The sequence below is a fragment of the Nocardiopsis sp. iso_25 genome (assembly GCF_056173305.1).
The window spans coordinates 2,547,066-2,566,760 of sequence record NZ_CM149667.1 but is presented as its reverse complement, the minus strand read 5'-3'; the positions used below and the strand labels follow the sequence as shown (position 1 = coordinate 2,566,760).

At 71.1% G+C, this 19,695-nt stretch carries 17 protein-coding genes; 6 read left to right on the top strand and 11 right to left on the bottom strand.

The features are described 5' to 3' along the window. Window positions 1-31: 31 nt before the first annotated feature. The 7 genes from AC0VX6_RS11095 to AC0VX6_RS11065 all read right to left on the bottom strand — a co-directional run bounded on the left by AC0VX6_RS11095 (window position 32) and on the right by AC0VX6_RS11065 (window position 8,588). Entirely contained in the window at window positions 32-505 is a 474-nt protein-coding gene (locus AC0VX6_RS11095) for a bifunctional nuclease family protein (protein WP_047870924.1), read from the bottom strand. A 170-nt stretch (window positions 506-675) separates the two neighbouring features. Continuing rightward, window positions 676-1,218 (bottom strand): FHA domain-containing protein, encoded by a 543-nt coding sequence (locus AC0VX6_RS11090; RefSeq protein ID WP_013152508.1) that lies wholly within the window; start codon window positions 1,216-1,218, stop codon window positions 676-678. Window positions 1,219-1,843: 625 nt separating this feature from the next. Beyond that, window positions 1,844-4,345: a mannose-1-phosphate guanyltransferase gene (locus AC0VX6_RS11085; RefSeq protein ID WP_274978117.1), complete on the bottom strand. Its 2,502-nt coding sequence runs from the start codon at window positions 4,343-4,345 to the stop codon at window positions 1,844-1,846. 200 nt (window positions 4,346-4,545) lie between these two features. Then, window positions 4,546-5,301, bottom strand: a complete 756-nt coding sequence (gene clsA / locus AC0VX6_RS11080) for a cardiolipin synthase ClsA (protein WP_274978116.1) — start codon at window positions 5,299-5,301, stop codon at window positions 4,546-4,548. Between the two features lie 249 nt (window positions 5,302-5,550). Continuing rightward, window positions 5,551-6,474 carry an ArsA family ATPase gene (locus AC0VX6_RS11075; protein ID WP_475468474.1) on the bottom strand — a complete coding sequence of 308 codons (924 nt, stop codon included), beginning with the start codon at window positions 6,472-6,474 and terminating at the stop codon, window positions 5,551-5,553. Beyond that, a complete protein-coding gene (locus AC0VX6_RS11070) occupies window positions 6,471-6,776 on the bottom strand; it encodes a cory-CC-star protein (RefSeq protein ID WP_475468472.1) in 306 nt (101 codons plus the stop codon). Before AC0VX6_RS11070 ends, AC0VX6_RS11075 begins: the two co-directional genes overlap by 4 nt. A gap of 24 nt (window positions 6,777-6,800) precedes the next feature. Further along, window positions 6,801-8,588 carry a carbon starvation CstA family protein gene (locus AC0VX6_RS11065; RefSeq protein WP_475468470.1) on the bottom strand — a complete coding sequence of 596 codons (1,788 nt, stop codon included), beginning with the start codon at window positions 8,586-8,588 and terminating at the stop codon, window positions 6,801-6,803. 123 nt (window positions 8,589-8,711) lie between these two features. Between AC0VX6_RS11065 and AC0VX6_RS11060 the strand changes: the two genes are divergently transcribed. After that, window positions 8,712-9,644 carry a hypothetical protein gene (locus AC0VX6_RS11060; protein ID WP_475468469.1) on the top strand — a complete coding sequence of 311 codons (933 nt, stop codon included), beginning with the start codon at window positions 8,712-8,714 and terminating at the stop codon, window positions 9,642-9,644. A 54-nt stretch (window positions 9,645-9,698) separates the two neighbouring features. Here the strand turns inward: AC0VX6_RS11060 and AC0VX6_RS11055 are convergent, their stop codons facing one another. The 3 genes from AC0VX6_RS11055 to AC0VX6_RS11045 form a co-directional block, all read right to left on the bottom strand. After that, window positions 9,699-11,090 (bottom strand): flavin monoamine oxidase family protein, encoded by a 1,392-nt coding sequence (locus AC0VX6_RS11055; RefSeq protein WP_475468467.1) that lies wholly within the window; start codon window positions 11,088-11,090, stop codon window positions 9,699-9,701. A gap of 108 nt (window positions 11,091-11,198) precedes the next feature. Continuing rightward, window positions 11,199-12,086, bottom strand: coding sequence for a PRC and DUF2382 domain-containing protein (locus AC0VX6_RS11050; RefSeq protein WP_475468466.1), 888 nt, complete (start codon window positions 12,084-12,086; stop codon window positions 11,199-11,201). Between the two features lie 190 nt (window positions 12,087-12,276). Next, on the bottom strand, window positions 12,277-12,876 hold the full coding sequence (locus tag AC0VX6_RS11045) for a DUF6309 family protein (RefSeq protein WP_475468465.1): 600 nt from the start codon (window positions 12,874-12,876) through the stop codon (window positions 12,277-12,279). 276 nt (window positions 12,877-13,152) lie between these two features. On the opposite strand from AC0VX6_RS11045, the gene aroQ reads away from it, so the two are divergent. Continuing rightward, window positions 13,153-13,713, top strand: a complete 561-nt coding sequence (gene aroQ, locus AC0VX6_RS11040; RefSeq protein ID WP_475468463.1) for a gamma subclass chorismate mutase AroQ — start codon at window positions 13,153-13,155, stop codon at window positions 13,711-13,713. Window positions 13,714-13,924: 211 nt separating this feature from the next. On the opposite strand, the gene AC0VX6_RS11035 is transcribed toward aroQ, so the two are convergent. Beyond that, window positions 13,925-15,622 (bottom strand): RICIN domain-containing protein, encoded by a 1,698-nt coding sequence (locus AC0VX6_RS11035; RefSeq protein WP_475468462.1) that lies wholly within the window; start codon window positions 15,620-15,622, stop codon window positions 13,925-13,927. Between the two features lie 284 nt (window positions 15,623-15,906). On the opposite strand from AC0VX6_RS11035, the gene AC0VX6_RS11030 reads away from it, so the two are divergent. From AC0VX6_RS11030 to AC0VX6_RS11015, 4 genes are all read left to right on the top strand, one after another. Further along, the gene (locus tag AC0VX6_RS11030; RefSeq protein WP_475468460.1) at window positions 15,907-16,215 is read left to right on the top strand and encodes a hypothetical protein; all 309 of its coding nucleotides are present in this window, start codon (window positions 15,907-15,909) and stop codon (window positions 16,213-16,215) included. A 130-nt stretch (window positions 16,216-16,345) separates the two neighbouring features. After that, complete coding sequence (locus AC0VX6_RS11025; RefSeq protein WP_475468458.1) at window positions 16,346-17,542, top strand: DUF262 domain-containing protein; 1,197 nt, start codon at window positions 16,346-16,348, stop codon at window positions 17,540-17,542. Further along, a complete protein-coding gene (locus tag AC0VX6_RS11020; RefSeq protein ID WP_475468457.1) occupies window positions 17,535-18,695 on the top strand; it encodes an AAA family ATPase in 1,161 nt (386 codons plus the stop codon). The genes AC0VX6_RS11025 and AC0VX6_RS11020 overlap by 8 nt, the downstream gene beginning before the upstream one ends. A gap of 38 nt (window positions 18,696-18,733) precedes the next feature. Then, window positions 18,734-19,657, top strand: coding sequence for a hypothetical protein (locus tag AC0VX6_RS11015; RefSeq protein ID WP_475468456.1), 924 nt, complete (start codon window positions 18,734-18,736; stop codon window positions 19,655-19,657). Window positions 19,658-19,695: the final 38 nt, after the last annotated feature.

Below are 19,695 nucleotides of genomic sequence, written 5' to 3'. Positions count from 1 at the left end.
GGCCCCGGGGGAGTGCACGTGCGCCACGGGCCTACTCCGCGCGCCTGCCGAAGTCCTCGGGCGAGATGTTGTCCAGGAACTCCCGGAACGCCTCGACCTGGTCCTCCTGCTCGTCCGGGATGGGCATCCCGGCCTCGTCGATCACGTCCTCGTGCGCGTAGATGGGCGTGCCCGTCCGTAACGCCAGGGCGATCGAGTCGGAGGGGCGCGCGCTCACCTCCACGCCGTTGCTGAAGACCAGCTGGGCGTAGAAGATGCCGTCGCTGAGGCCGGTGATGTTCACCGTCTTGAGCCCGGTGTCCAGGGCGTCGAGGACATCCCGGAACAGGTCGTGGGTGAGCGGTCTGGCCGGTGCGACGCCCTGTTGGGCCAGCGCGATCGCGGTGGCCTCCACACCGCCGATCCAGATCGGCAGGTAGCGGTCGCCTTCGGATTCCTTGAGCAGGACAATCGGCTGGTTCGAGGGCATCTCAACACGGACGCCGACGACCTCCATGTGCTTCACAGCGTCTCCGTCCCACGAGTCGTGATGCCGGATGGGCGCTCGTCCCTGCTCCCGCTGCGGATCAGGACCCGAGGGCGAAATCGGCACCCTTCGTTACAAAGCTCTCCGGCGGCGGGGGGCCGCAAACCTCATCGGCCCACCCGCCGCTCCCGCGGTCGTCCCCGCGCCGGTCAGCGGCGCGGTTTGGTCAGCAGGACCATCCGGAACTTGCCGATCTGGATCTCGTCCCCTCCGCCGAGCTGGGCCTCGTCGACCGGCTCGCGGTTGACGTAGGTGCCGTTGAGGCTGCCCACGTCGCGGACTCCGAACCCGTCGCCGCGGCGGAAGAACTCCACGTGGCGCCGGGAGACGGTGACGTCGTCCAGGAAGATGTCGCTGTTGGGGTGGCGGCCGGCGGTGGTCACGTCACTGTCCAGCAGGAAACGGCTCCCGGCGTTGGGGCCGCGCCTGACCACCAGCAGCGCCGTGCCCGGCGGCAGAGCGTCGGGGTTGGCGGGGTCGTCGCCGCCCAGCTCGTCGCCGGACTCCTCCTCTTCCAGGGCCTGTATGCCCGAGAGGGAGATGGTGGACGTGACGTCTCCGCCGGAGTCCCTGCCAGTGCCGGGTCGGGGGCCCTGCTGTTCGGCTCTGCGGATCGGAGTTCCGCAGTGGGAGCAGAAACGGGCATCATCCGCAACGGCGTGACCGCACTGCGTGCAGTAAACGCTCGACATAGGTCGGCTCGGCCTCCTACCGCACGGGGCGGTGCTTGATTGGGCTGATCGGTGGCACGTACCGGGCGTCGGGCGGGCACTGGGCCCGCACGCCGTCCGGTACGCGGTGAGACGGCCCGCTGTCGCGGCAGCGGTGCGCCTCACGCGGTCGGTCGCTAGGTCTCATCCCCCGTGTCGCACTCCTTGTCACCACCGGCGAGGGTGTCCGCCGTTGCCGGGATACCCGGTCCGGTGGGCGACGCGGCGCTTCGGGGAACACTCGACTTTAAACCATATCCCTGTCCAGGAAGGGTTTTGCTCCTCCCCCGTCCGCTGTGGACGGCCCGCCTGGAACGGATCGCCGAGCGGTGTGCCCGTCGTCGCGGAGGGTGTCCGGCGACGGCGGAGGGCCGGATCGGGGCAACACGCCTGTCCTGGTGCTGATGCCGTGTCGGAGGATTTGGTTCTCCACGGATCCCCCTGGATTCGCACCGACTTCACCGAACCGCCACGACCTGCCTGTATGCCCATTTTAACCCGCGGCGTCACGCACGGTAGGGGCCGCGCCCGCGCACAGTGCGTGACACCGGGGCCACGCACCGCGCGGGCGCGGACGGAGGACCCGCCCGCGCCCGCGCGGCCCGCCTCAGCCCTCGGCCCGTTCCACGACGGCCGCCCACTCGTCCAGCAGACGGTGCGCGGTGTCGGAGTTGGGACCTTCGGCCCAAAGATGGGTGACGGCCTCCGCGGTGTCGGGGAGGACCAGGGCCCAGCTTCCGTCCGGCTCGATCACCCGGACGCCGTCGGTGGTGTCGAGTTCGCGGCCGCCAGCCGCCTCCACGACGGCGCGCATCACGCTCCCCTTGACCGCCCACGGGGTGGGCACCGAACGGCGCAGCAGGTGCGCCTGGGGGATCGTGCGGTCGATCTGGCTCAGCGAGCGGCGGGTCCTGGCCACCAGAGACAGCAGCCGCACGAAGGCGGCGATGGCGTCGCTGGTGGGGCTGAACCGCGGCACGATGAACCCGCCGCGGCCGTCGCCCGCGAAGATGACGTCGTCCTGGGCCTGGACCGCCTTGGTCAGCTCGTCGGTGGCCGTGGCCGTCCAGTGGACCTTGACCCCGTGCGAGGCGGCCACGGTCTCGGCGACGCGGGTGGTGGTGACGGGCAGTGCCACCGTCCCGGTCCCGTACTCGGCGCAGACCAGCTCCAGGACGACCAGCAGGGCCCGGTCGCTGTGGACCAGGTCGCCGCTCTCGTCCACGATGGAGAGCCGTTCGGCCACGGGGTCGAAGCGCACGCCGAAGTCGGCGCCGGAGCCCGAGACCAGCTCGCCCAGCCGGGCCAGGTCGCGGTTCTGCTTGGCGACGGTGTCGGTGGGCGAGGACTCGTCCAGCCGGTTGTTGACGGTGAGCACGTCCACGCCGATCCGGCCCAGCAGGGAGGGCAGAATGAGCGAGCCGCTGCCCCCGGCGCAGTCCACCACGACCTTGAGCTCGGCCTCGGCGACGCCGGAGGTGTCCACCTTGCGCAGCAGCTCGTGGGAGTAGCTCTCCACATTGCGCGACGGGAAGGTCAGCTCGCCGATCTCCCCGGGGAAGGCCCGGCGGTACTCGGCGCGGGAGAAGACCCGGTCGAGCTTGCGCTGGGCGCCGGGCGACAGGTCGGCGCCGTCGCCGTCCAGGAACAGGATGTCGACCGACTCGGGGTCCCCAGGGGTGGTGCGCACCGTGATGCCGCCGCTGACGCCGCTCTGGGAGGTGTGGAAGCGGGCCACGGGCAGCGGCACCACCTCCAGGTCGCGCACCTCGATGGCGGCCGCCGTGAGCGCGCTGATGATCGCGCGCTTGAGCGTGCGGGCGGCGCGCGAGACGTCACGCGAGGTGGTGACGATCGCGCCCTTCTTCAGGGTGGTGGCGTAGGCGTTGGCCAGGCGCACCGCCAGTTCCGGGGTGATCTCCACGTTGATCAGGCCGGACACGCCCCTGGGGCCGAACAGCGAGCGCTGCCCGCGCGACTCCCAGATGACGTTGGTGCTGACCACCGCCCCGGCCTCGATGGTCTTGAACGGGTAGACCTTGACGTCGTTGTGCAGGTAGGCCTCGGACTCGACGACGCAGTCCTCGCCCACGACCGCGCCCTCCTCGATCCGGGCGGCCGCCATGACGTCGGTGTTCTTGCCGATGACGGCGCCGCGCAGGTTGGCGCCGCGGCCGATGAACACGTTGTCGTGCAGGACGGTGCGGTGGGCGAAGGCCTCCGAGCGCACGACGGTGTTGCTGCCGACCACGGTGAACTCGCGCAGTTCGGCGCCCGCCTCGACCTTGGCGTAGTCGCCGATGTAGAGCGGGCCCTTGAGGACGGCCTCGGGGTGGACCTCGGCGCCCTCGCCGACCCACACCCCCGGCGAGACCTCGAAGCCGTCGATGTCCACGTCCACCTTGCCCGAGAGCACGTCGGCCTGGGCGCTGAGGTAGCTCTCGTGGGTGCCCACGTCCTCCCAGTAGCCGTCGGCGATGTAGCCGTAGAGGGGCTCGCCCTCCTCCAGCAGCTGGGGGAAGACGTCGCCGGACCAGTCGACGACCTCGCCCGCGGCGACACGTTCGAGGACCTCCGGCTCCATGATGTAGATGCCGGTGTTGACGGTGTCGGAGAAGACCTGGCCCCAGGTGGGCTTCTCCAGGAAGCGCTGGACGCGCCCCTGCTCGTCGACGATGATGATGCCGAACTCCAGCGGGTTCTCCACCCGCTTGAGTCCGATGGTGACCTTGGCGCCGCTCTCGCGGTGGAAGCGGACCATGTCGGTCAGGTCGATGTCGGTCAGGGCGTCGCCGGAGATGACGATGAAGGGCTCTCCGCGCAGGTGCTCCTCGGCGTTCTTGACGCTGCCCGCCGTGCCGAGCGGAACCTCCTCGGCGACGTAGCTGAGCTTCATGCCCAGGTCCTCGCCGTCGCCGAAGTAGTTGCGGATGAGGGTGGCCAGGAACTGCACGGTGACCACGGTCTCGGTGAAGCCGTGCTTGCGCAGCAGGCGCAGCACGTGCTCCATGATGGGCTTGTTGACCACCGGCAGAAGCGGTTTGGGCTGGTTGGCGGTCATGGGGCGCAGGCGGGTTCCCTCGCCGCCCGCCATCACGACGGCCTTCATCGGAGGCGCGGCGGCCTCCGGGGTGGTGTCTGCGGCCTGGCTCATCGCCGGTACCTCCGTACCGCTGGGCCGCCGGTGCGCGCCGCGGGGGGACGGTGTTCGGAGCGCACGCCCTTGCGGGCGGCGGGACATGTTCTCATGCGGAGACGACACTCCCTCTCGATCCGACAGGACTCGTGGTGAGCCGGTCCGCGTGCGGATCAGGGGCCGATCCGCCCCTGGTCCGGGCGGCTCGGTCGGTCCGCGCCCTCGGCGGCCGCGCCGGGGTCGCCGTCAGCGGTCGCCGGTGCGGCTGGACCGAGTCGGTCCTGGGTGTGACCGCGTACGGGGTCGCTGTCGCCCACGGCCCTGGGGCCGCCGGTGCGATCAGCGCCTTCGTCGCGGCGGGTCTGGGCCATCAGGCGCAGTCCCTGTACGGCGTAGAGCAGTCCGGCCCACCAGTACAGAGCAGTTCCCCAGAGCGCGAAGGCCCAACCTATAATTCTCGCCACATCCGCGGCGATCGTGGCGTAACCAGCGAGGAACAGCAGCGGGAACGAGTACAGGAGGCACAGCGTGGCGGCCTTGCCCGCGAAGTTGACCGGCAGGGGCCCGTAGCCGAAGTGGCGCAGGAGCGGCAGGGCGCCCAGGATGAGGACGTCGCGCAGCACGAGGATGCCCATGAGCCACCAGGGCACGATGCCGCGGATGACCAGGCCGAGCAGGGCGGCGAAGATGTAGAGCCGGTCCGCGAGGGGGTCGAGCACGGTCCCCAGGCGCGAGGTCTGGTTCCAGGCGCGGGCGATCTTGCCGTCGAGCCAGTCGCTCAGGCCCGCCAGGGCCAGCACGAGCAGGGCCCACCAGTCGGCCTGGGGCACCAGCACGAGCCACAGGAACAGGGGCACGCCCAGAAGCCGGAGCATGCTCAGTAGGTTGGGAACCGTCCAGACGCGGTCACTGACCGCCGGGCTGACCACATCGCCCCCCGCCGTGTGTCTGCCTTCTTGCGCGGATCGCCCCATGGCGCCAACGATAACGGGCGGGAGGGTCGTTTCCCGCCATCGTGGATCCACCCGCCCTGGTCGGAGGGCGGCCGCACCCCGATCGTACCGTGTACGCTTTGCGGCCTCCCCGGCCGCGACCCCTCACCACCGTCCAACGCGGGGCGGCCCGGCGGGGTTCCCCTGCCGGGGCCCGGCCGCCTCTCCCCTGCCGCGGGCTCCCCTTCAGCGGGCGGCGAGCAGGGCGGCCAGGCGGCGCAGGCGTTCGGGACCGGTGGGCTCGGTGTCCTGGAGCGGGACCTCCACCGTTCCCAGGCGGGCGAAGCGCTCGCGGGTGGCGGCCAGGGCCTCGGCGGTGTCGGGTCCCGCGGCGTCCCCGCGCGGGATCTGGTTGACGACCACGGGTTCGAGCCGGAACCCGGCCCCGGTGAGCTGTTCGACGGCGCGGGCGGTCTCGGCCAGCACCATGCGGCGGGGCAGGGTCACCAGGCGCACCCGGGCGTCCCGGCGCAGGCGTTCGGCGGCGCGCTCCAGGCGGTGGCGGCGCGCGTGCAGGCGCTCGGTGAGGGGGTCGGCCTCCTCCTGCGGGCCGCTGACGACGTCGGCGAAGGCCTCGGCGCGGCGGGCCCGCTCGCGCTGGCGGGTCAGGCCCACCACCCAGGGGGTCAGGAGCGTCGGCAGGTTGAGCAGGCGCAGCAGGTGCCCGGTGGGGGCGCTGTCCACGACCAGGGCGTCCCAGCGCCGACCCACCTCCTCCATGCGGTCCACGAGCAGGTCGGCCAGGGCGGACTCGGCCATGCCGGGACTGGCCCCGGCCTGTTCCAGGTGGCGGCGCACGGCGGGCATCACCTCGGGCGGGACGGCCCGCTCGGCGTCCCGGAGCACCTGGGCGATCCGGCGGCGCACGGCGGCGTCGGCGTCGGGCTCGGCGGCCCACAGGCCGGGCGCGACCGGGACGGGCTCGTCCCCGAGCGGTGCCTCCAGGGCGTCGCCGAGCGAGTGGGCGGGGTCGGTCGAGAGCACCAGCACCCGCTGCCCGGCGTCGGCCAGGGCCAGCGCGTGCGCGGCGGCCAGGGTGGTCTTGCCGACCCCGCCCTTGCCGCCGAAGAAGGTGATCGGCGCGGCGGGGCCGGTCGCGGACTCGGTCAACAGCAGCCTCCGGGGGCTCCGAACTCCCTGCGGCCCATCCTCTGGTGCCACTCGTGCAGGTCGGCGACCATGTACGGGATGAGGTCGAGGGCCTCGTAGGCGACGGGGTTGTCCACTCCCAGGCTCTCCAGCATGAGCAGGGCCCGCAGGGTGTCCTGCTGGGTGCGGGCCTCGCGTCGGCGCGCGTGCCCCCAGCGCGCCTCGAAGACCTGCTGGTGGAAGTCCTCGAAGCGGCGCCAGGCGGCGACGGCGCGGCGCCAGGCCCCCGGCGGGGGCCCGGCGCCGGTGCCCGGTGCGCTCACGGGGTGGCGCCCCGGGCGCGGCGGTTACCTGACCTCACCCTCGTCCCTCCCGGCGGTGGTCTCCTCGGTCGCGACCTCGGCGACCGGCGGGCTCTTGCGCGCCTTGTTCAGGGCGATGGCGGCCTCGACCATCATCCACAGGGCCAGCAGCAGGATGACGCCGTCCAGCGGCGCGAGCAGGAAGGTCTGCATCGCGTCGCCCGAGACCGCGAAGTCGCGGAGCTGGATGACCAGCGCCCAGACGGTCATGGCGACCAGGAACACCAGCGGGATGAGGATCATGACCGGGTTGCGGTGGCGCTTGGTGACCCAGACGGCGATGACCGACAGGGCCAGGCCCGCGGTGAGCTGGTTGGTGGTGCCGAACAGCAGCCACAGGGTGCCCACGGCGAAGTCGCCCGGGACCAGGGTCAGGGCGAGGGGGATGAGCACCGCGACGAGCGTGGCGACGGTGATGTTGCGGGCCAGGAAGGACATCGCCCGGTGCGGCGCGCTGCCGGTGGAGAAGCGGTCGGCGGCGATCGTGGCGATCTCCTGGATGATGTAGCGCTTGAGCCGGACCGCGGTGTCCAGGGTGGTGACGGCGAAGCTGACGATCACCAGGGCGCCGAAGACCAGTGCGGTGCTCTCGGGGACGCCGATGTTGGAGGCGAAGCCCGCCACGCCCTGGATGAACATGCCCTGCGGGTCGGCGGAGGCGGCCTCCCAGTCGACGTAGAGGGTGCCCCACTCGGCACCGGTGTTGGCGGAGTAGACCATGACGCCCGCGGTGCAGGCCAGGATCGAGCACAGCGCCAGCGTGCCCTCCCCCAGGGAGCTGAGGTAGCCGACGTAGCGCGCGTCGGTCTCCTTGTCGATCTGTTTGGAGGTGGTCCCGGAGGCGACCAGGCTGTGGAAGCCCGAGACCGCGCCGCAGGCGATGGTGATGAACAGCAGCGGGAAGATCGGCGGGGAGCCCGCCGGGGTGTCGCGGAAGAGCGGCGCAGCGATCGTGTCCATGCCCACGATCACGCCGACCATGATGACCAGCAGCGCCACGACCATCTGCTGCTGGTTGATGTAGTCGCGCGGCTGGAGCAGCAGCCACACCGGCAGGCGGGAGGCCACGAACGCGTAGGCGAACACGATCACGATCCACAGCAGGTTCTCCGTGATCCCCGTGGCCTCGGCGACCGGCGCGAGGCTGATCGGCAGGATCTGCCCCAGCGGGATGCAGGCGTAGACCAGGAGCAGCGCGATGATCGAGGGGAGCAGTGCGGCGGTGCGGCGGCGGTAGACCACCTGGCCCACGGCGATGGCCAGCGGGATGGTGACCAGGGTGGGCAGCACCGCCTCGGGCGTGCTCACGAACAGCCCGGCGATGACGATGGCGAACACCGCGTTCACCAGGGTCACCAGGAAGAAGATGATCAGCAGGAACAGGATGCGCGCCCGGGACCCGATGACGTCGCCCGCCAGGGTTCCGATGCTGCGGCCCTTGCTGCGCAGCGAGACCACGATCGAACCGAAGTCGTGGGCGCCCGACCCGAAGATGGTGCCCAGGATGACCCAGAGCAGGGCGGGTCCCCAGCCCCAGAACACACCGATCGCCGGGCCGACGATGGGCGCGGCGCCCGCCACGGAGATGAAGTGGTGCGCGAGGACGATGTGCTTGTTGGTGGGGACGTAGTCCACACCGTCCTGGAGCGTGTGCGCGGGCGTGGTGAAGGAGGGGTCGAGGGCGTAGACCCGTTTGGCCAGGTAGGCCGAGTAGAAGCGGTACGCCAGCGCGAAGATCGCCAGGGTGCCGAGCAGTACTGCTACAGCGGGCATCGGGGAGTTCCTTCTTTCCGGTGTGCGGACCGGGTGGGCGGGACCTGCGGGTGCTCTGTCCAGGCGGTTCGGGTACAGTCCCGAGAAATTAACATGAGTCACACATCACAGAAAAGGAAGTATGTGGAAGATTTCGCCACGGTCTGGCGGCGTTCGGCCGTCGGTGAGCTCTCCTGGGTGACTCCGCTGGGTTTGCCGGTGAGCGTCCCGGTGGTGCCGCTTTCGGACGGCGGGACTCCGTGCGCGGCCCTTCCGCTGGCCCACCTGGACCTGGTGGACGCGCTCGGCGAACGCGCCGCGTTCAGCCTGACCGCGCCCGTGCCGGGGACGGACACCGGCCTGGTGGGGGTGGGTCCGGTGCAGGTGCAGCTGGACCCGGGGGGCCGCCTGTTCGGCCGCGACCTGGTGGAGCAGGAGGCGGCCAAGCACCCGCCGACCCGGTTGCGCGCGGGGAGCCTGATGGCGCGCAAGGAGAACTGGTGGTGGATGGCGCGCGCCCTGGTGACCCTGGTCGGGACCGACCGGGTGGAGGCGGTGCGCAGGCGCGACCGCTCTGAGGACGCCCTGCTGGTGCGCGGGTGGGGCGCGGGCGCTGGGACGAACGCCGACGCGGACACCGGCTCGGGCGCGCGCACCGGAGCGGCCCCGGGTGCGCCCGCCACGGATGGCGGGCCGCGCGCGGACACGGGTGCTGACGCCGCCATGGGCGCGGGCCGCGGCGCGGACGTGCGCGTGGACGTGGTCACCGCACGGGACTGGTCGGCCGGTCCGGGGCGGAGCGTGGAACTGTGGTCGCGCGACGGCGGCGACCTGTCCGGCCGGGGCGGCCGAGTCCTGGTGATGGGGCACCAGGCCAGCCCCGACTTCGAGCGCTGGGAGCGCTGGACGCGCACCGGCAGGCTGACGGGGCAGATCCTGGAAGTCATCGGCTCCGACGGCGGCCCCGAAGCGGACCCGCGGCCCTTCCGCCTGCTGGAGCGGCTGCGCAACCACCGCGAGGTGGAACGCGCCTGCCGCGCGGGGATCCGGGCCGTGGAGAGCCGCCTGGGGCTCTGACCGGTGCCCCGGCGCAGGCCCCCGGTCCGCACGCGGACGCTCCCCGTGGCGGGCTCACAGCTCCAGGATGCGCTCGGCCTCCCTGCGGCCCGAGAGCAGGGCGCCGTGCACGGTGGCCGTGTGCTCGGTCTCGGTCGCCTCTCCCCCGAAGAACAGCCGTTCACCGACCGGCTCGCCCAGCGCCACCCGGTCCTCGTCCCCCGACCCCACGGCGGTGAAGGAGAAGCTGCCCCGCGCGAACGGGTCGTCCATCCAGTGGGTGAGGTGGTGGCCGACGGGTTCGGGCACCTTGCGGAACAGCCCGCGCAGCGAGTCCAGCGCGTGCCCGACCACGTCGGCCTCGTCCTTCTCCTCCAGGAACCGGGCCGCGCTGCCCCCGTTGCGGCAGATCAGGATCGGCGCCCCCATGACCCGCTGCCCCGCGTACCAGTGGAACCACGTCCCCTCCTCGGTCCCCAGGTGCACCAGGACCTCGGCGTCGCCCCAGAAGACCTCCTCGAAGCGCAGGAACAGCTTCTCCAGGCGGCCGCTGCCCAGGCGTCGGACGGCGCCGGCCTTGTCCTCGGGCAGCGCCGGGTCGAAGTCGACCCCTCCGGTCTTGAGCACGCCCAGGGGCAACGTCACCAGGACCCGATCCGCGGTCAGGGTCTCCTCCCCGTCGGGTGTGTCAACGCGTACGCCCGCGCCGTCCCCGTCGTGGAAGACCGACAGCACCACGTGCTCCAGGCGCAGGTCCAGCCCCCGGGCCAGGTGGTCGGTGACCTGGGCCATACCGTCCGGGAAGACCACGTCGTCACCGCTGAACTCGTGCAGGGCCCCCACCGCGGTGAAGGCGACCTCGTCGGCGTCGGCGCCGTGGTCGCCCTCCACGAGGCGGTGCACGATCTCGTTGGCGTCGCGGGCCCTGGCCCGCACCAGGTTGGCGTCGTAGAGGGCCTGCTTGATGCCCTCCTCCATCGACTCCTGCGGCGTGGCCCCGACGTTGTCCCAGTACATGTGCTCGTGCAGGAGGTTGACGTCCTCCATGTTGCGGCGGTGGCGGTCGAAGAGCAGTCTGCGGCCCTTGGGGTCGTAGGCGGTCTCGGTGGAGCGGTTGAACACGGTCGTGCGGACGCCGATCTCGCGGACCAGACGCGCGAAGGGGTTGTTCTCCTCGCCGCGTATCCAGGAGGCGCCCACGTCCAGGGTGGCCGTCGTGCCGTCCCACTCGCGCAGGGAGTGGACGCGCCCGCCCAGGCGGTCGCGGGCCTCCACGACGGTGACGCGCTCGCCCTCCTCGGCGAGCCGGTCGGCGGCGGCCAGCCCGGCGACGCCCGCGCCCACGACGATGGTGTGACCGCGCCCGGGCCCGGCCTCGCGCCCGCGCGGCGGGGACACCGCGGCCCGCTCCCTCTCCTCGTCCCCGTCCTGGGTGGTCTCCTCGCTGACGTCCCCCGGCTCAGTCATGTACCTCCCCCTCCGTGTGGGCGCGCGGCAGCGGTGCGCACGCGTCGTCCCCGGACCGTGTGTCCGGGGACGACTCCGGCCACGGCCGGGCCCGGCCGTGCGGCCGGGTCAGGTGTTGGCGGGCGGCTCCCCCTCGTCGTCCTCCAGCTCGACCCGCTCGCGGCGGCGCTCGCCCTGGACGTGCTCCTCACGGGTCACGTCGCGCTTGCGGACGTGGATCTCCTCGACGGGGACCTCTTCCTTGGAGACGACCGGGCGCTCCTCGTAGAGCGTGAAGGTCTGCTCGTCCTCGCCCATCTCCCGGGGCTCGCGCACCGCGGAGGGGTCGTCCACCGGGCGGCGCTCGACCTGGAGCTCGTCGTGGTGCAGCGGGACCGTCTCGTCGAACTGCTCGGTCTCGACGTACTTGTGCATGCGGGCGTGACCGGCCTCGCGCCGCTCCACGCCGATGTCCACGCGCTCCTCCGAGCGCGTCATCGAGATGTCGTCGTGCTCGTCCGCCATCGCCGGGTCGCGGTCGCGCATACCGGCGTCGCGGTCGCGCATGGCGGCGTCACCGGCCATACCGCCGGCCATGCCCCCCGCCGCGCCTCCGGCGGCTCCCCCGGCCATGTCCTCCCGACCGGTGGTCTGCGGCCCGGGGCCGCGGCCCATCTCGGTCTCCTCGCCCCGCATCGGGGGGCCGCCGTGCTGCGCGTAGTACTGGCGGACCGTCTGCTCCTCCTCGGGAGAGATGTGCCGGTCGGCGTCGACGTGCGGGGCGTCCTTGACGACGGACTTGTCGTAGGGGACCCGGATGTCCTCCTCCACGGGCTGGGAGCCCTGGAGCGGGACGAGGGTCTCGTGCCTGCCGAACAGGCCGGTGTGCACGGACACCCAGCTCGGCTGGTCGGTGTTGTCGTCGAGGTAGACCTGGTTGATCTTGCCGACGTTGTGGCCCTCCCGATCGAGGACGTGGTGCCCGATCAGGTCTGCGGGTGTGCGATCGCGTGCCACGGTGTCCCCCTAGTGGTTCGCGTGGTCGAGGGGCGGGTGCCCCAACGCTGTCCGCCCACCCCCTACCCGCCATGACCTGCGCGGACTAACAGCTCTCCCAAGCCGCTACCGACTCCTGGACAAGTGTTGGCGCGCCCCTTGCCCCGGGCGTTCGCGCGTTGGCGGAACCGGGGGGTTCGGCCCCTCGGGGTCAAGCGTCCTTGGTGTCGGCGGTGGCCTCGGCTGGGGCCGTCTCGGCGGGCCGGGCCGCGGAGGGGGCGTCCGGGCCGGGCAGGGGACCGGCCAGGTAGGCCTCCAGAACGGGGCGCGAGGGGAGCCGGTCCGCCAGCGCCCAGGCGAGCATGCGGTGCAGGCCGTCCAGGTGGGTCACCGCGTCCGTGCGTTCGAACCGCTCGTAGAAGGGGTGGTCGAGGGCGCGCGAACTCAGGAACAGCGGCGCGTGGGCCGCGCCGGTGTGCCAGTCCAGCTTGCCCCAGCACACCGGGTTGCTGGCGGGGTACTCCCGGCGCCAGTCGGTGAGCGTGCCCAGGGTCTCGGCGACGGTCGCCCCGGCCGGAGGGACGAGTTCGCGCTCCCCGTACTCGCCCGTGTGCCAGGGCAGGAGCACGGACAGGACGTCCGCGCGGTCCAGGGCGACCCGGTGCCACGTCCCGCCGAGCTGGCGGGTGGCCAGGGTCAGGGCGCTCTCGGCGTACGTGTTGGTGGCGCGGGAGACCTCGTCCTCCAACGGGTGGGTGGCGCGGAAGCGCCGGAGGACGGTGTCGGGGGTGACGGGTTCGAGGATCTGCACGGGTTCGGTCCTCAAGGTCGGCCCGCCGGGGCGGGCGGTCACGGGGGCTCGGCGGTCGCGGGGGCGCGGGAATCACGGGGACGACGGCGGTCCGGCGACCGCTGGGGCCGCCGCTGCCTGTTGTCGGGGCGGTTACCGCTGCCCGAAGGATAGACGGACACGGCGCGTCGGGAAAGGGAACGCACACCGGGTCGGCACTCTGTGCATTCGACTCGACACACAGGGCTAGGATACGGGGGTCCCGCCGTTCCCGCCGTCGCCCCGGGGTCCTCGTCCATGCGCACAGCAGCCACCCTCGCCGCCGCCGTCGCGGCCCTGCTCCTGGCCTCTTCCACCGCCGCCGCGTCGTCCGCACCGCCGAACGGCCTGGAGGCGGTCGTGCTCCTGTCCGCCGACCGCCTCGACACCGCTCCGAGGGTGGCCGCGGCCAAGTGGCACACCGGCGACCCCGTCGAGGCCCCCGAGCGCGAGGCGCGGGTCCTGGCCGCCGTCGAGCGGCGGGCGTCCGAACTCGGCGCGGACCCGGCCTCCACCGTGGCGGTCACGCGCGACCAGATGGAGGCCAACAAGGTGGTCCAGCGCGGCCTGCACGCCCAGTGGTACGCGCAGGCCGACCGGCGGCCCGAGCAGGCGCCGGACCTGGCCGGAGTGCGCGCCGAGCTGGACCGGATCACCCCCGCGCTGGTGGAGGCGCTGGCCGCCGCCGAGGAGGAGCGCACCGCCCCCGGCTGCGCGGCGCGGCTCGCGCGCAGCACGGACACGACCGCGGCCGCGCGCGGACTCGACCGGCTGGCGTCGGCCGCCCTGTCCGGCGCGCTGGAGTCGGTCTGCGTCTGACCCGGTGGTCCGGGACCGTGCTCGGTGGGTGCGGGCGGAGCGGAAGCGACAGGAAAACGTGTCAGGCTCCGCCGGGCCGCTCCAGGCGGGCGACGCCGGGGCCCCGGGGGGTCGGGCCCCGGCGTCACGCGTGGTCAGTGTGCGTTCCGGCCGTGGTGAGGGTGTGGTCGAGGTGTGGTCAGGGTGTATTCCGGCCGCGGCCAGGGTGTGGTCAGCAGGTCTGGTCGCTGCTGTTCTGGAAGGTGACGTTGCGGACGGTCAGGTTCACCGAGCACGGGTTCTCGACCAGTGAGGTGTTGGCCAGCGTCAGGTTCTGGAACGTGACGTTCGAGGTGTTGGCGAACTCCGAGCGGGCCGCGATCCGGACGCTGCCCGGACCGGCGATCGTGCCCCCGGAGAAGGTGACGTTGTGGCAGTTCTCGACCAGCACCGCGTTGTTGCCGGTCTGGGCGATGTCCACGCGGTCGATGACCGCGCCGCCGCTCTCGGAGACGCAGAAGACCCCCCGGCCGCCGCCGCGGGCCCGGACCTCGCCGACCCGGATGTTGACCGGGTGGTCGCTGCCGATCCGCCCGTTGCGGTTGGCCATGCGGAAGGCCGCGTAGCCGGTTCCGGTTCCGGCCCCCTCGGCGTCGACCCGGTCGACCGTGGCGTTGACGGTGTTGTTGAGCAGCAGGCCCGAGTAGCCGGTGTCTCGGGCGGTGACCGTGCCGATGTCCAGCCCGTCCACGCTGTAGGTCTCCACGCCGTGGTTGTCGGTGCCCGACACGTACACGTCGTCGATGCTGATGTCGCGCGTGGTGCGGTTGGCGTCGCTGCCCCGGCTGTCGATGCGCATGCCCAGGCCGCTGGACAGGCGCAGGTCGATCCGGCCGAAGTGCACGTTCTGCGAGCCGCGCACGAAGACGCCGAAGTACGGCGAGCCGGTCACGGACAGGTGGGGGACGGAGACGTTCTGGGCGTTCCGGATCCGGACGGCGGCGTGGTCGGCGCCCACCGACCCGGACACGTGGACGGTGCCGCAGACCTCCAGTGAGGTGTGGCTGGGCAGGTCGAGCGAGGTGTTGGCGGGCATGGAGCCGGAGCCGCGCACCACCACACGCTGCTGGGAGGTGCGGCCGGGGTCGAGGCTGCCGACGGCCGCGCGCATGGCGGCGAGCATGTCGCCGCCGGTGTAGACGGTGCTACCGCCGTTGCGGGCGGTCCAGGTGGAGCCGTTCTGGACGGCCTCGGCGTGGTGGGAACCGCTGCCGCAGTCGCCGTCTCCCCCGCCTCCGCCTCCGTTGCCGTCCACGCGGACCAGGTCCCAGACCTGGTTGGCGCCGCCGAGGGAGTCGTACTGGGACAGGCGGTCGCCCGGGGTGGTGCTCCACTCCCAGACCTCCAGGGCCTTGCCGCTGAGGCGGTTGATCAGCTGGACGCCGCCGCCGGTGTCCACGGGGCGCCACTGCTGGTTGGCGTTGCCGAGATCGGTGAACTGGCGGATCTCGGCGCCGTTGGCGGTGGAGTGCTCCCAGACGTCGACGGCCTTACCGCTGTGGCGGTTGACCAGGCGGTAGTAGCCGTCGCCGGACGACACGAAGCGGAACTGCTGCCAGGGGCGGTCGGTGCGCTCCCACTGGATGATCCGCGCGCCTTCCTGGGTTCCGGCGCTCTCGACGTCGGCAACCAGGCCGCTGTGCTGGTTGCGCAGGACGTAGTAGGCGCCGGTGTCGATGTCGGCGGCCCGGGCCGGGGTGACGGCGGCGGCGGAGAGGCCGCTCGTGCAGAGGACGACGGCCAGGGCGGAGTACAGGAACCGCCGCAGGCGCGACGCGGGCGAGAGGGGTCCGCGCGAGGGCGGGGAGGGTGGGGAGGACGGCGGCGCGGTCCGGGGCGCGCCGGGGGGAACCGGGGGGTTGATGGGCACTGCTGCTCCTCTGTGCGAACTCCGGACGGCGGTGTCCGGAAGGAGTGGGGGGTGGGGAGCGCTCCCATTGCACCGGAAGCTAACACGAAAAACGTTTTTACGGTAGCCGTGCGACTACGGTCGGGAAGAGACGGAGTTCCGGAGGGTGGAGGGGTTGGATCCGGAGGTGGAGGGGCGGGACTGGCTGTGGCAGCATCCCGGTATGACGATCAGCAGACGGGCCTGTGCCGCGTAGACGGCCGGGAAGCATCCGTGCCCGCGTTCCCGCGAGGAGAAGGCACCGGATGGGTGAACCGTTCGCACGGCCGGGGCTGTCCGGGGCGGCGAACACCGAGATCGTCCGACTGGAGCTTCAGCATCCGGAGCTGTATCCGGGACACGTCCGTGAGGCGTTCGGTTCGCGGGAGCGGTTCGTGCGCGACCCGTACCGGCGGCTGTGGGACCACGAGCAGCAGGAGGGTTGCAAGGCTCCGAGTTGTTGCAACGACTTCCGAAAGACGCGGAGTCCGTTGGACGCGGTGGCGTACCGGATGATCCCGTACCGGGCCCGCGAGCTGCGCGCTCTCCTGCGTGACCTGGACGACCTGTACTGAGCTGGGGTCCGCCGGAAGCCGGGAACGTACAGCCAGGCGGAACAGGGGCGGCAGAAGATACCGTGGTCCGCCCGTCCCGGCTGGGATCATGGAGGCTGGACACACGGTTTACCAGGGAAGGCGGGCACCGATGGACGCTGGCCAGGATGAGAGCGCTGTGGGCTCCGGTCGGCGTCCACGGCTGGACACGTCCGGGTTCAGCGTCGAACTGGATCCGGCCGAGGAGGGGGAACAGCCCTACAACGGACTCGGAGCGCCCTTCGATCCCGACCAGATCGACGTTGCGACCCAGACCCTGAGCGTTGACTCGCTTCTGGGCCGATTGCGCCAGGACACGCTCGCGTTCGCGCCCGACCTCCACAACAGGGCCGGGGGATGGACCCCGACCATGCAGAGCAGGCTCATCGAGTCCCTGCTCCTGAGAATCCCCGTCCCCGCGTTCTACGTCGCCGAGACCGACAGCGACGAGTCGTGGGAGCTGATCGACGGCAGCCAGCGGACGAAGGCCCTGGCCCGCTTCATCGAACCGGAGTTGGTCGGTGAGCCGCCCCTGGTGCTGCACGACCTCCAGTACCTGCGTCTGGAGGGATCGGCGTACAAGGACCTTCCCGGCGGGCTGAGAACCCGGCTACGGGAGACGCAACTCGTCGTGCACGTACTCGGCTTCGGCACTCCGGTGGAAGTGAAGTCCAACGTGTTCGCCCGGATCAACGCCGGTGGCCTCGCCCTCACCCCGCAGGAGCTACGACACGCGCTCGTTCCAGGCCGGGCCCGGGGACTCCTCAAGGAGCTTTCCCAGAACCCCGCCTTCCTTGCCGCCACCCAAGGTAGCGTTTCCGACACCCGCATGTCCGATCGGGAAATGGTCCTGCGCTTTCTGGCCTTCCTGAGACACGGGCCGGACGACCACCGCGCGGCCGACATGAACGGGTTCCTGCTGGACGCGATGGAAGAACTCAACACCCTCTCCTCCTTTGAGGAGGATGAGTTGCGGAAAGGGTTCGAACGCTCGATGTGTGCGGCCGAAAGCATCTTCGGCGCCCATGCCTTCCGTAGACGGAACCGCGGCGACGAAAGAAAACGGCAGCCGGTCAACAGGGCTCTTTTCGACACGATAGCGGTGAATCTGGCGCGCCGTACCGACCTGTCGATCCAGAGGCTGGTCGACCGCAGGGAGCAGGTGAACGAGGCTCTCGCCACCCTGTTGGAGGAGCCCGAGTTCGAGCGTTCCATCTCCGCGAACACGGGTAACAGCGCTAGGGTGCGAGTGCGCTTCGCGCGCGTCGACTCCCTGTTCTCCGAATTCGAGCGGCCCGAGGATGATTGACGAGATCACCCTGACCAACTTCAAGGCCTTCCGCGATCTCCGGATCCCCCTGGGCGGTCTCACCCTGCTCACCGGACTCAACTCGTCGGGAAAGAGCACCGTCCTCCAGGCCATCGCGGCACTGCGTCAGTCCACCAGCCTGCATTACCATCCCAGGCCCGGGCATGGAGGCCTTCTGCTCAACGGTTCCCTTGCCGAACTGGGAACCGGTCGGGACGTCCTGCATTCCGACTGGCTGGAGGACACGGAAACCGCCCAGGGTCCCTACGTCCGCATTCAGCTGTCCGGGCTTGGCAGAAACCAGGAGTGGGTCTTCGGCTATGTGGGCGACGCCGATGTCCTACCCTTGCTGTCCGCCCGCTCGGGTCCACCGACGAAACGTGCTTTTCCTGATCCTGGTACCCGCCTGTTCCTCCGCGGCCCCGGGACCTTCCAGTACCTGCGTGCGGACCGGGTGTCCCCCGCGACCACCTACGAACGCTCCCACGAGAGCACTGTGGAAGAAGAGTTCCTCGGCCCTCACGGTGAACACACCGTCAACTACCTGCGCCATCACCAGAGGACACCCGTCACCACAGAACTGCTGCGCCACGAGAGCGCACGATCTTCGACCCTTCTCAGCCAGGTCCAAGCATGGCTGGGCGAGATCAGTCCCGGCGTCAGTCTGGATGCGGCGGGTATCGACGGAACCGATCTGGTGCGTTTGAGCTATGGTTTCGGCGGACGCGCCGGACTGTCCTCCTCTGACCCCAGGCGTCCCACCAACGTCGGTTTCGGGCTCACCTACACCCTGCCGATCATCGTGGCCTGTCTGTCCGCCCAACCGGGAACCCTGCTGATGCTGGAGAACCCGGAGGCGCACCTGCACCCCCGCGGACAGACCCAGATCGCCTTCCTCATGGCCAAAGCGGCGCGGGCGGGTGCCCAACTGATCGTGGAGACGCACAGCGACCACATTCTCAACGGCCTGCGGTTGGCTGCGAAACAGGACGTCGTCTCCCATGGGGACGTCGTACTGCACTACTTCCGCAACCAGGGCACGGGCGCGACGGAGCTGATCAGCCCGTCGATCGGCCCGGACGGAATGCTCTCGGAGTGGCCGGAGGGCTTCTTCGACGAGTGGGACAACGCCGTCATGCGGCTGCTCAGCTAGCCCTTCCCCCGCCCTCTTCTCCAGAGACAGCCGAACACATGAGCCTCCTCTTTCTCAACGAACTCTCCTGCGGCACGTCGATCGACAGGCGTGCAGCGTCCGAGGCGATGAACGATCTCGCCATGGCTCTGCTCCCCGTCCGCCAGGCGTGTCCGGACGCGGCTCTGGTGTGCGTGTCGACGTTCCCCCACTGGCAGATCGGCCAGGGCTACAGCGCGGTCCAGTGGATGAACGAGAGCACGCAGAACCGGGAGCGGGCTCGCGTGCTGCTCCTGCTCCAGCAGCGTGCCCCCTTCCACCTGCCGCCCGAGGGCGTGGACTCCGAGAGCGAGTACAGCCATCAGGGCCGTGTGGGAGTCGCGTTCCAGGCCACGGACCTGCACGACGGCATGGCGGTCAGCCTCCCGGTGTGCGTCGACTGGGATGAACCGCAGCTCAGCGTGACCCGCTTCCGCACAGAGGAAGGCGAGAGCGGGGATGTCGAACTGCTCCGGAGTGAGGTCGTGCTGCGGCACTGTGCTCGGACGGCACACGTCTCCGAGCATGATGAATGGCTCAGGCGGGATGGTCTGGACAGGCTCACCACGGGATCAGCGATCTGGGAGGCACGGGAGCGATATTTTCCTCAGCTGTCGTTCCTGCCGGTTGTGGAGAGGAACCTGTGCGAGCTCAAGCCCGCGTGGGTTCTCCCGGTGCGCAACCGGCTGGTCGAGCTTCAGGAGGCTGTGGCCGCGTGGGATCCGACTCTGGCGAGGACTCCCGACTACCGTTCGAAGGTCTCCGGGGAGAGTGAGTCACGCCGCCAGCAGGGGCTCGCGGACTTCACCGACCTCGACGGGCAGCCCCGCCTGTTCGAACTGCATGCCCGGTTCACCCCGGGGGCCGGGCGGCTGCACTTTCGTCTGATCCCGGAGGAGCGCCAAGCCCGGGTGGCCTACATCGGCGTGAAGCTCGGTATCTGAGACCGGCTCTTCCTTGCGTTGACAGCGGACCCGCTGCC

Bases quoted from the DNA above. Each gene is read 5' to 3' on its own strand.
- AC0VX6_RS11025 (WP_475468458.1), top strand. From the start codon at position 16,346: ATGGACGCTGGCCAGGATGAGAGCGCTGTGGGCTCCGGTCGGCGTCCA.
- AC0VX6_RS11065 (WP_475468470.1), bottom strand. From the start codon at position 8,588: ATGCCCGCTGTAGCAGTACTGCTCGGCACCCTGGCGATCTTCGCGCTG.
- AC0VX6_RS11090 (WP_013152508.1), bottom strand. From the start codon at position 1,218: ATGTCGAGCGTTTACTGCACGCAGTGCGGTCACGCCGTTGCGGATGAT.
- AC0VX6_RS11055 (WP_475468467.1), bottom strand. From the start codon at position 11,090: ATGACTGAGCCGGGGGACGTCAGCGAGGAGACCACCCAGGACGGGGAC.
- AC0VX6_RS11085 (WP_274978117.1), bottom strand. From the start codon at position 4,345: ATGAAGGCCGTCGTGATGGCGGGCGGCGAGGGAACCCGCCTGCGCCCC.
- aroQ (WP_475468463.1), top strand. From the start codon at position 13,153: ATGCGCACAGCAGCCACCCTCGCCGCCGCCGTCGCGGCCCTGCTCCTG.
- AC0VX6_RS11015 (WP_475468456.1), top strand. From the start codon at position 18,734: ATGAGCCTCCTCTTTCTCAACGAACTCTCCTGCGGCACGTCGATCGAC.
- AC0VX6_RS11020 (WP_475468457.1), top strand. From the start codon at position 17,535: ATGATTGACGAGATCACCCTGACCAACTTCAAGGCCTTCCGCGATCTC.
- AC0VX6_RS11030 (WP_475468460.1), top strand. From the start codon at position 15,907: ATGGGTGAACCGTTCGCACGGCCGGGGCTGTCCGGGGCGGCGAACACC.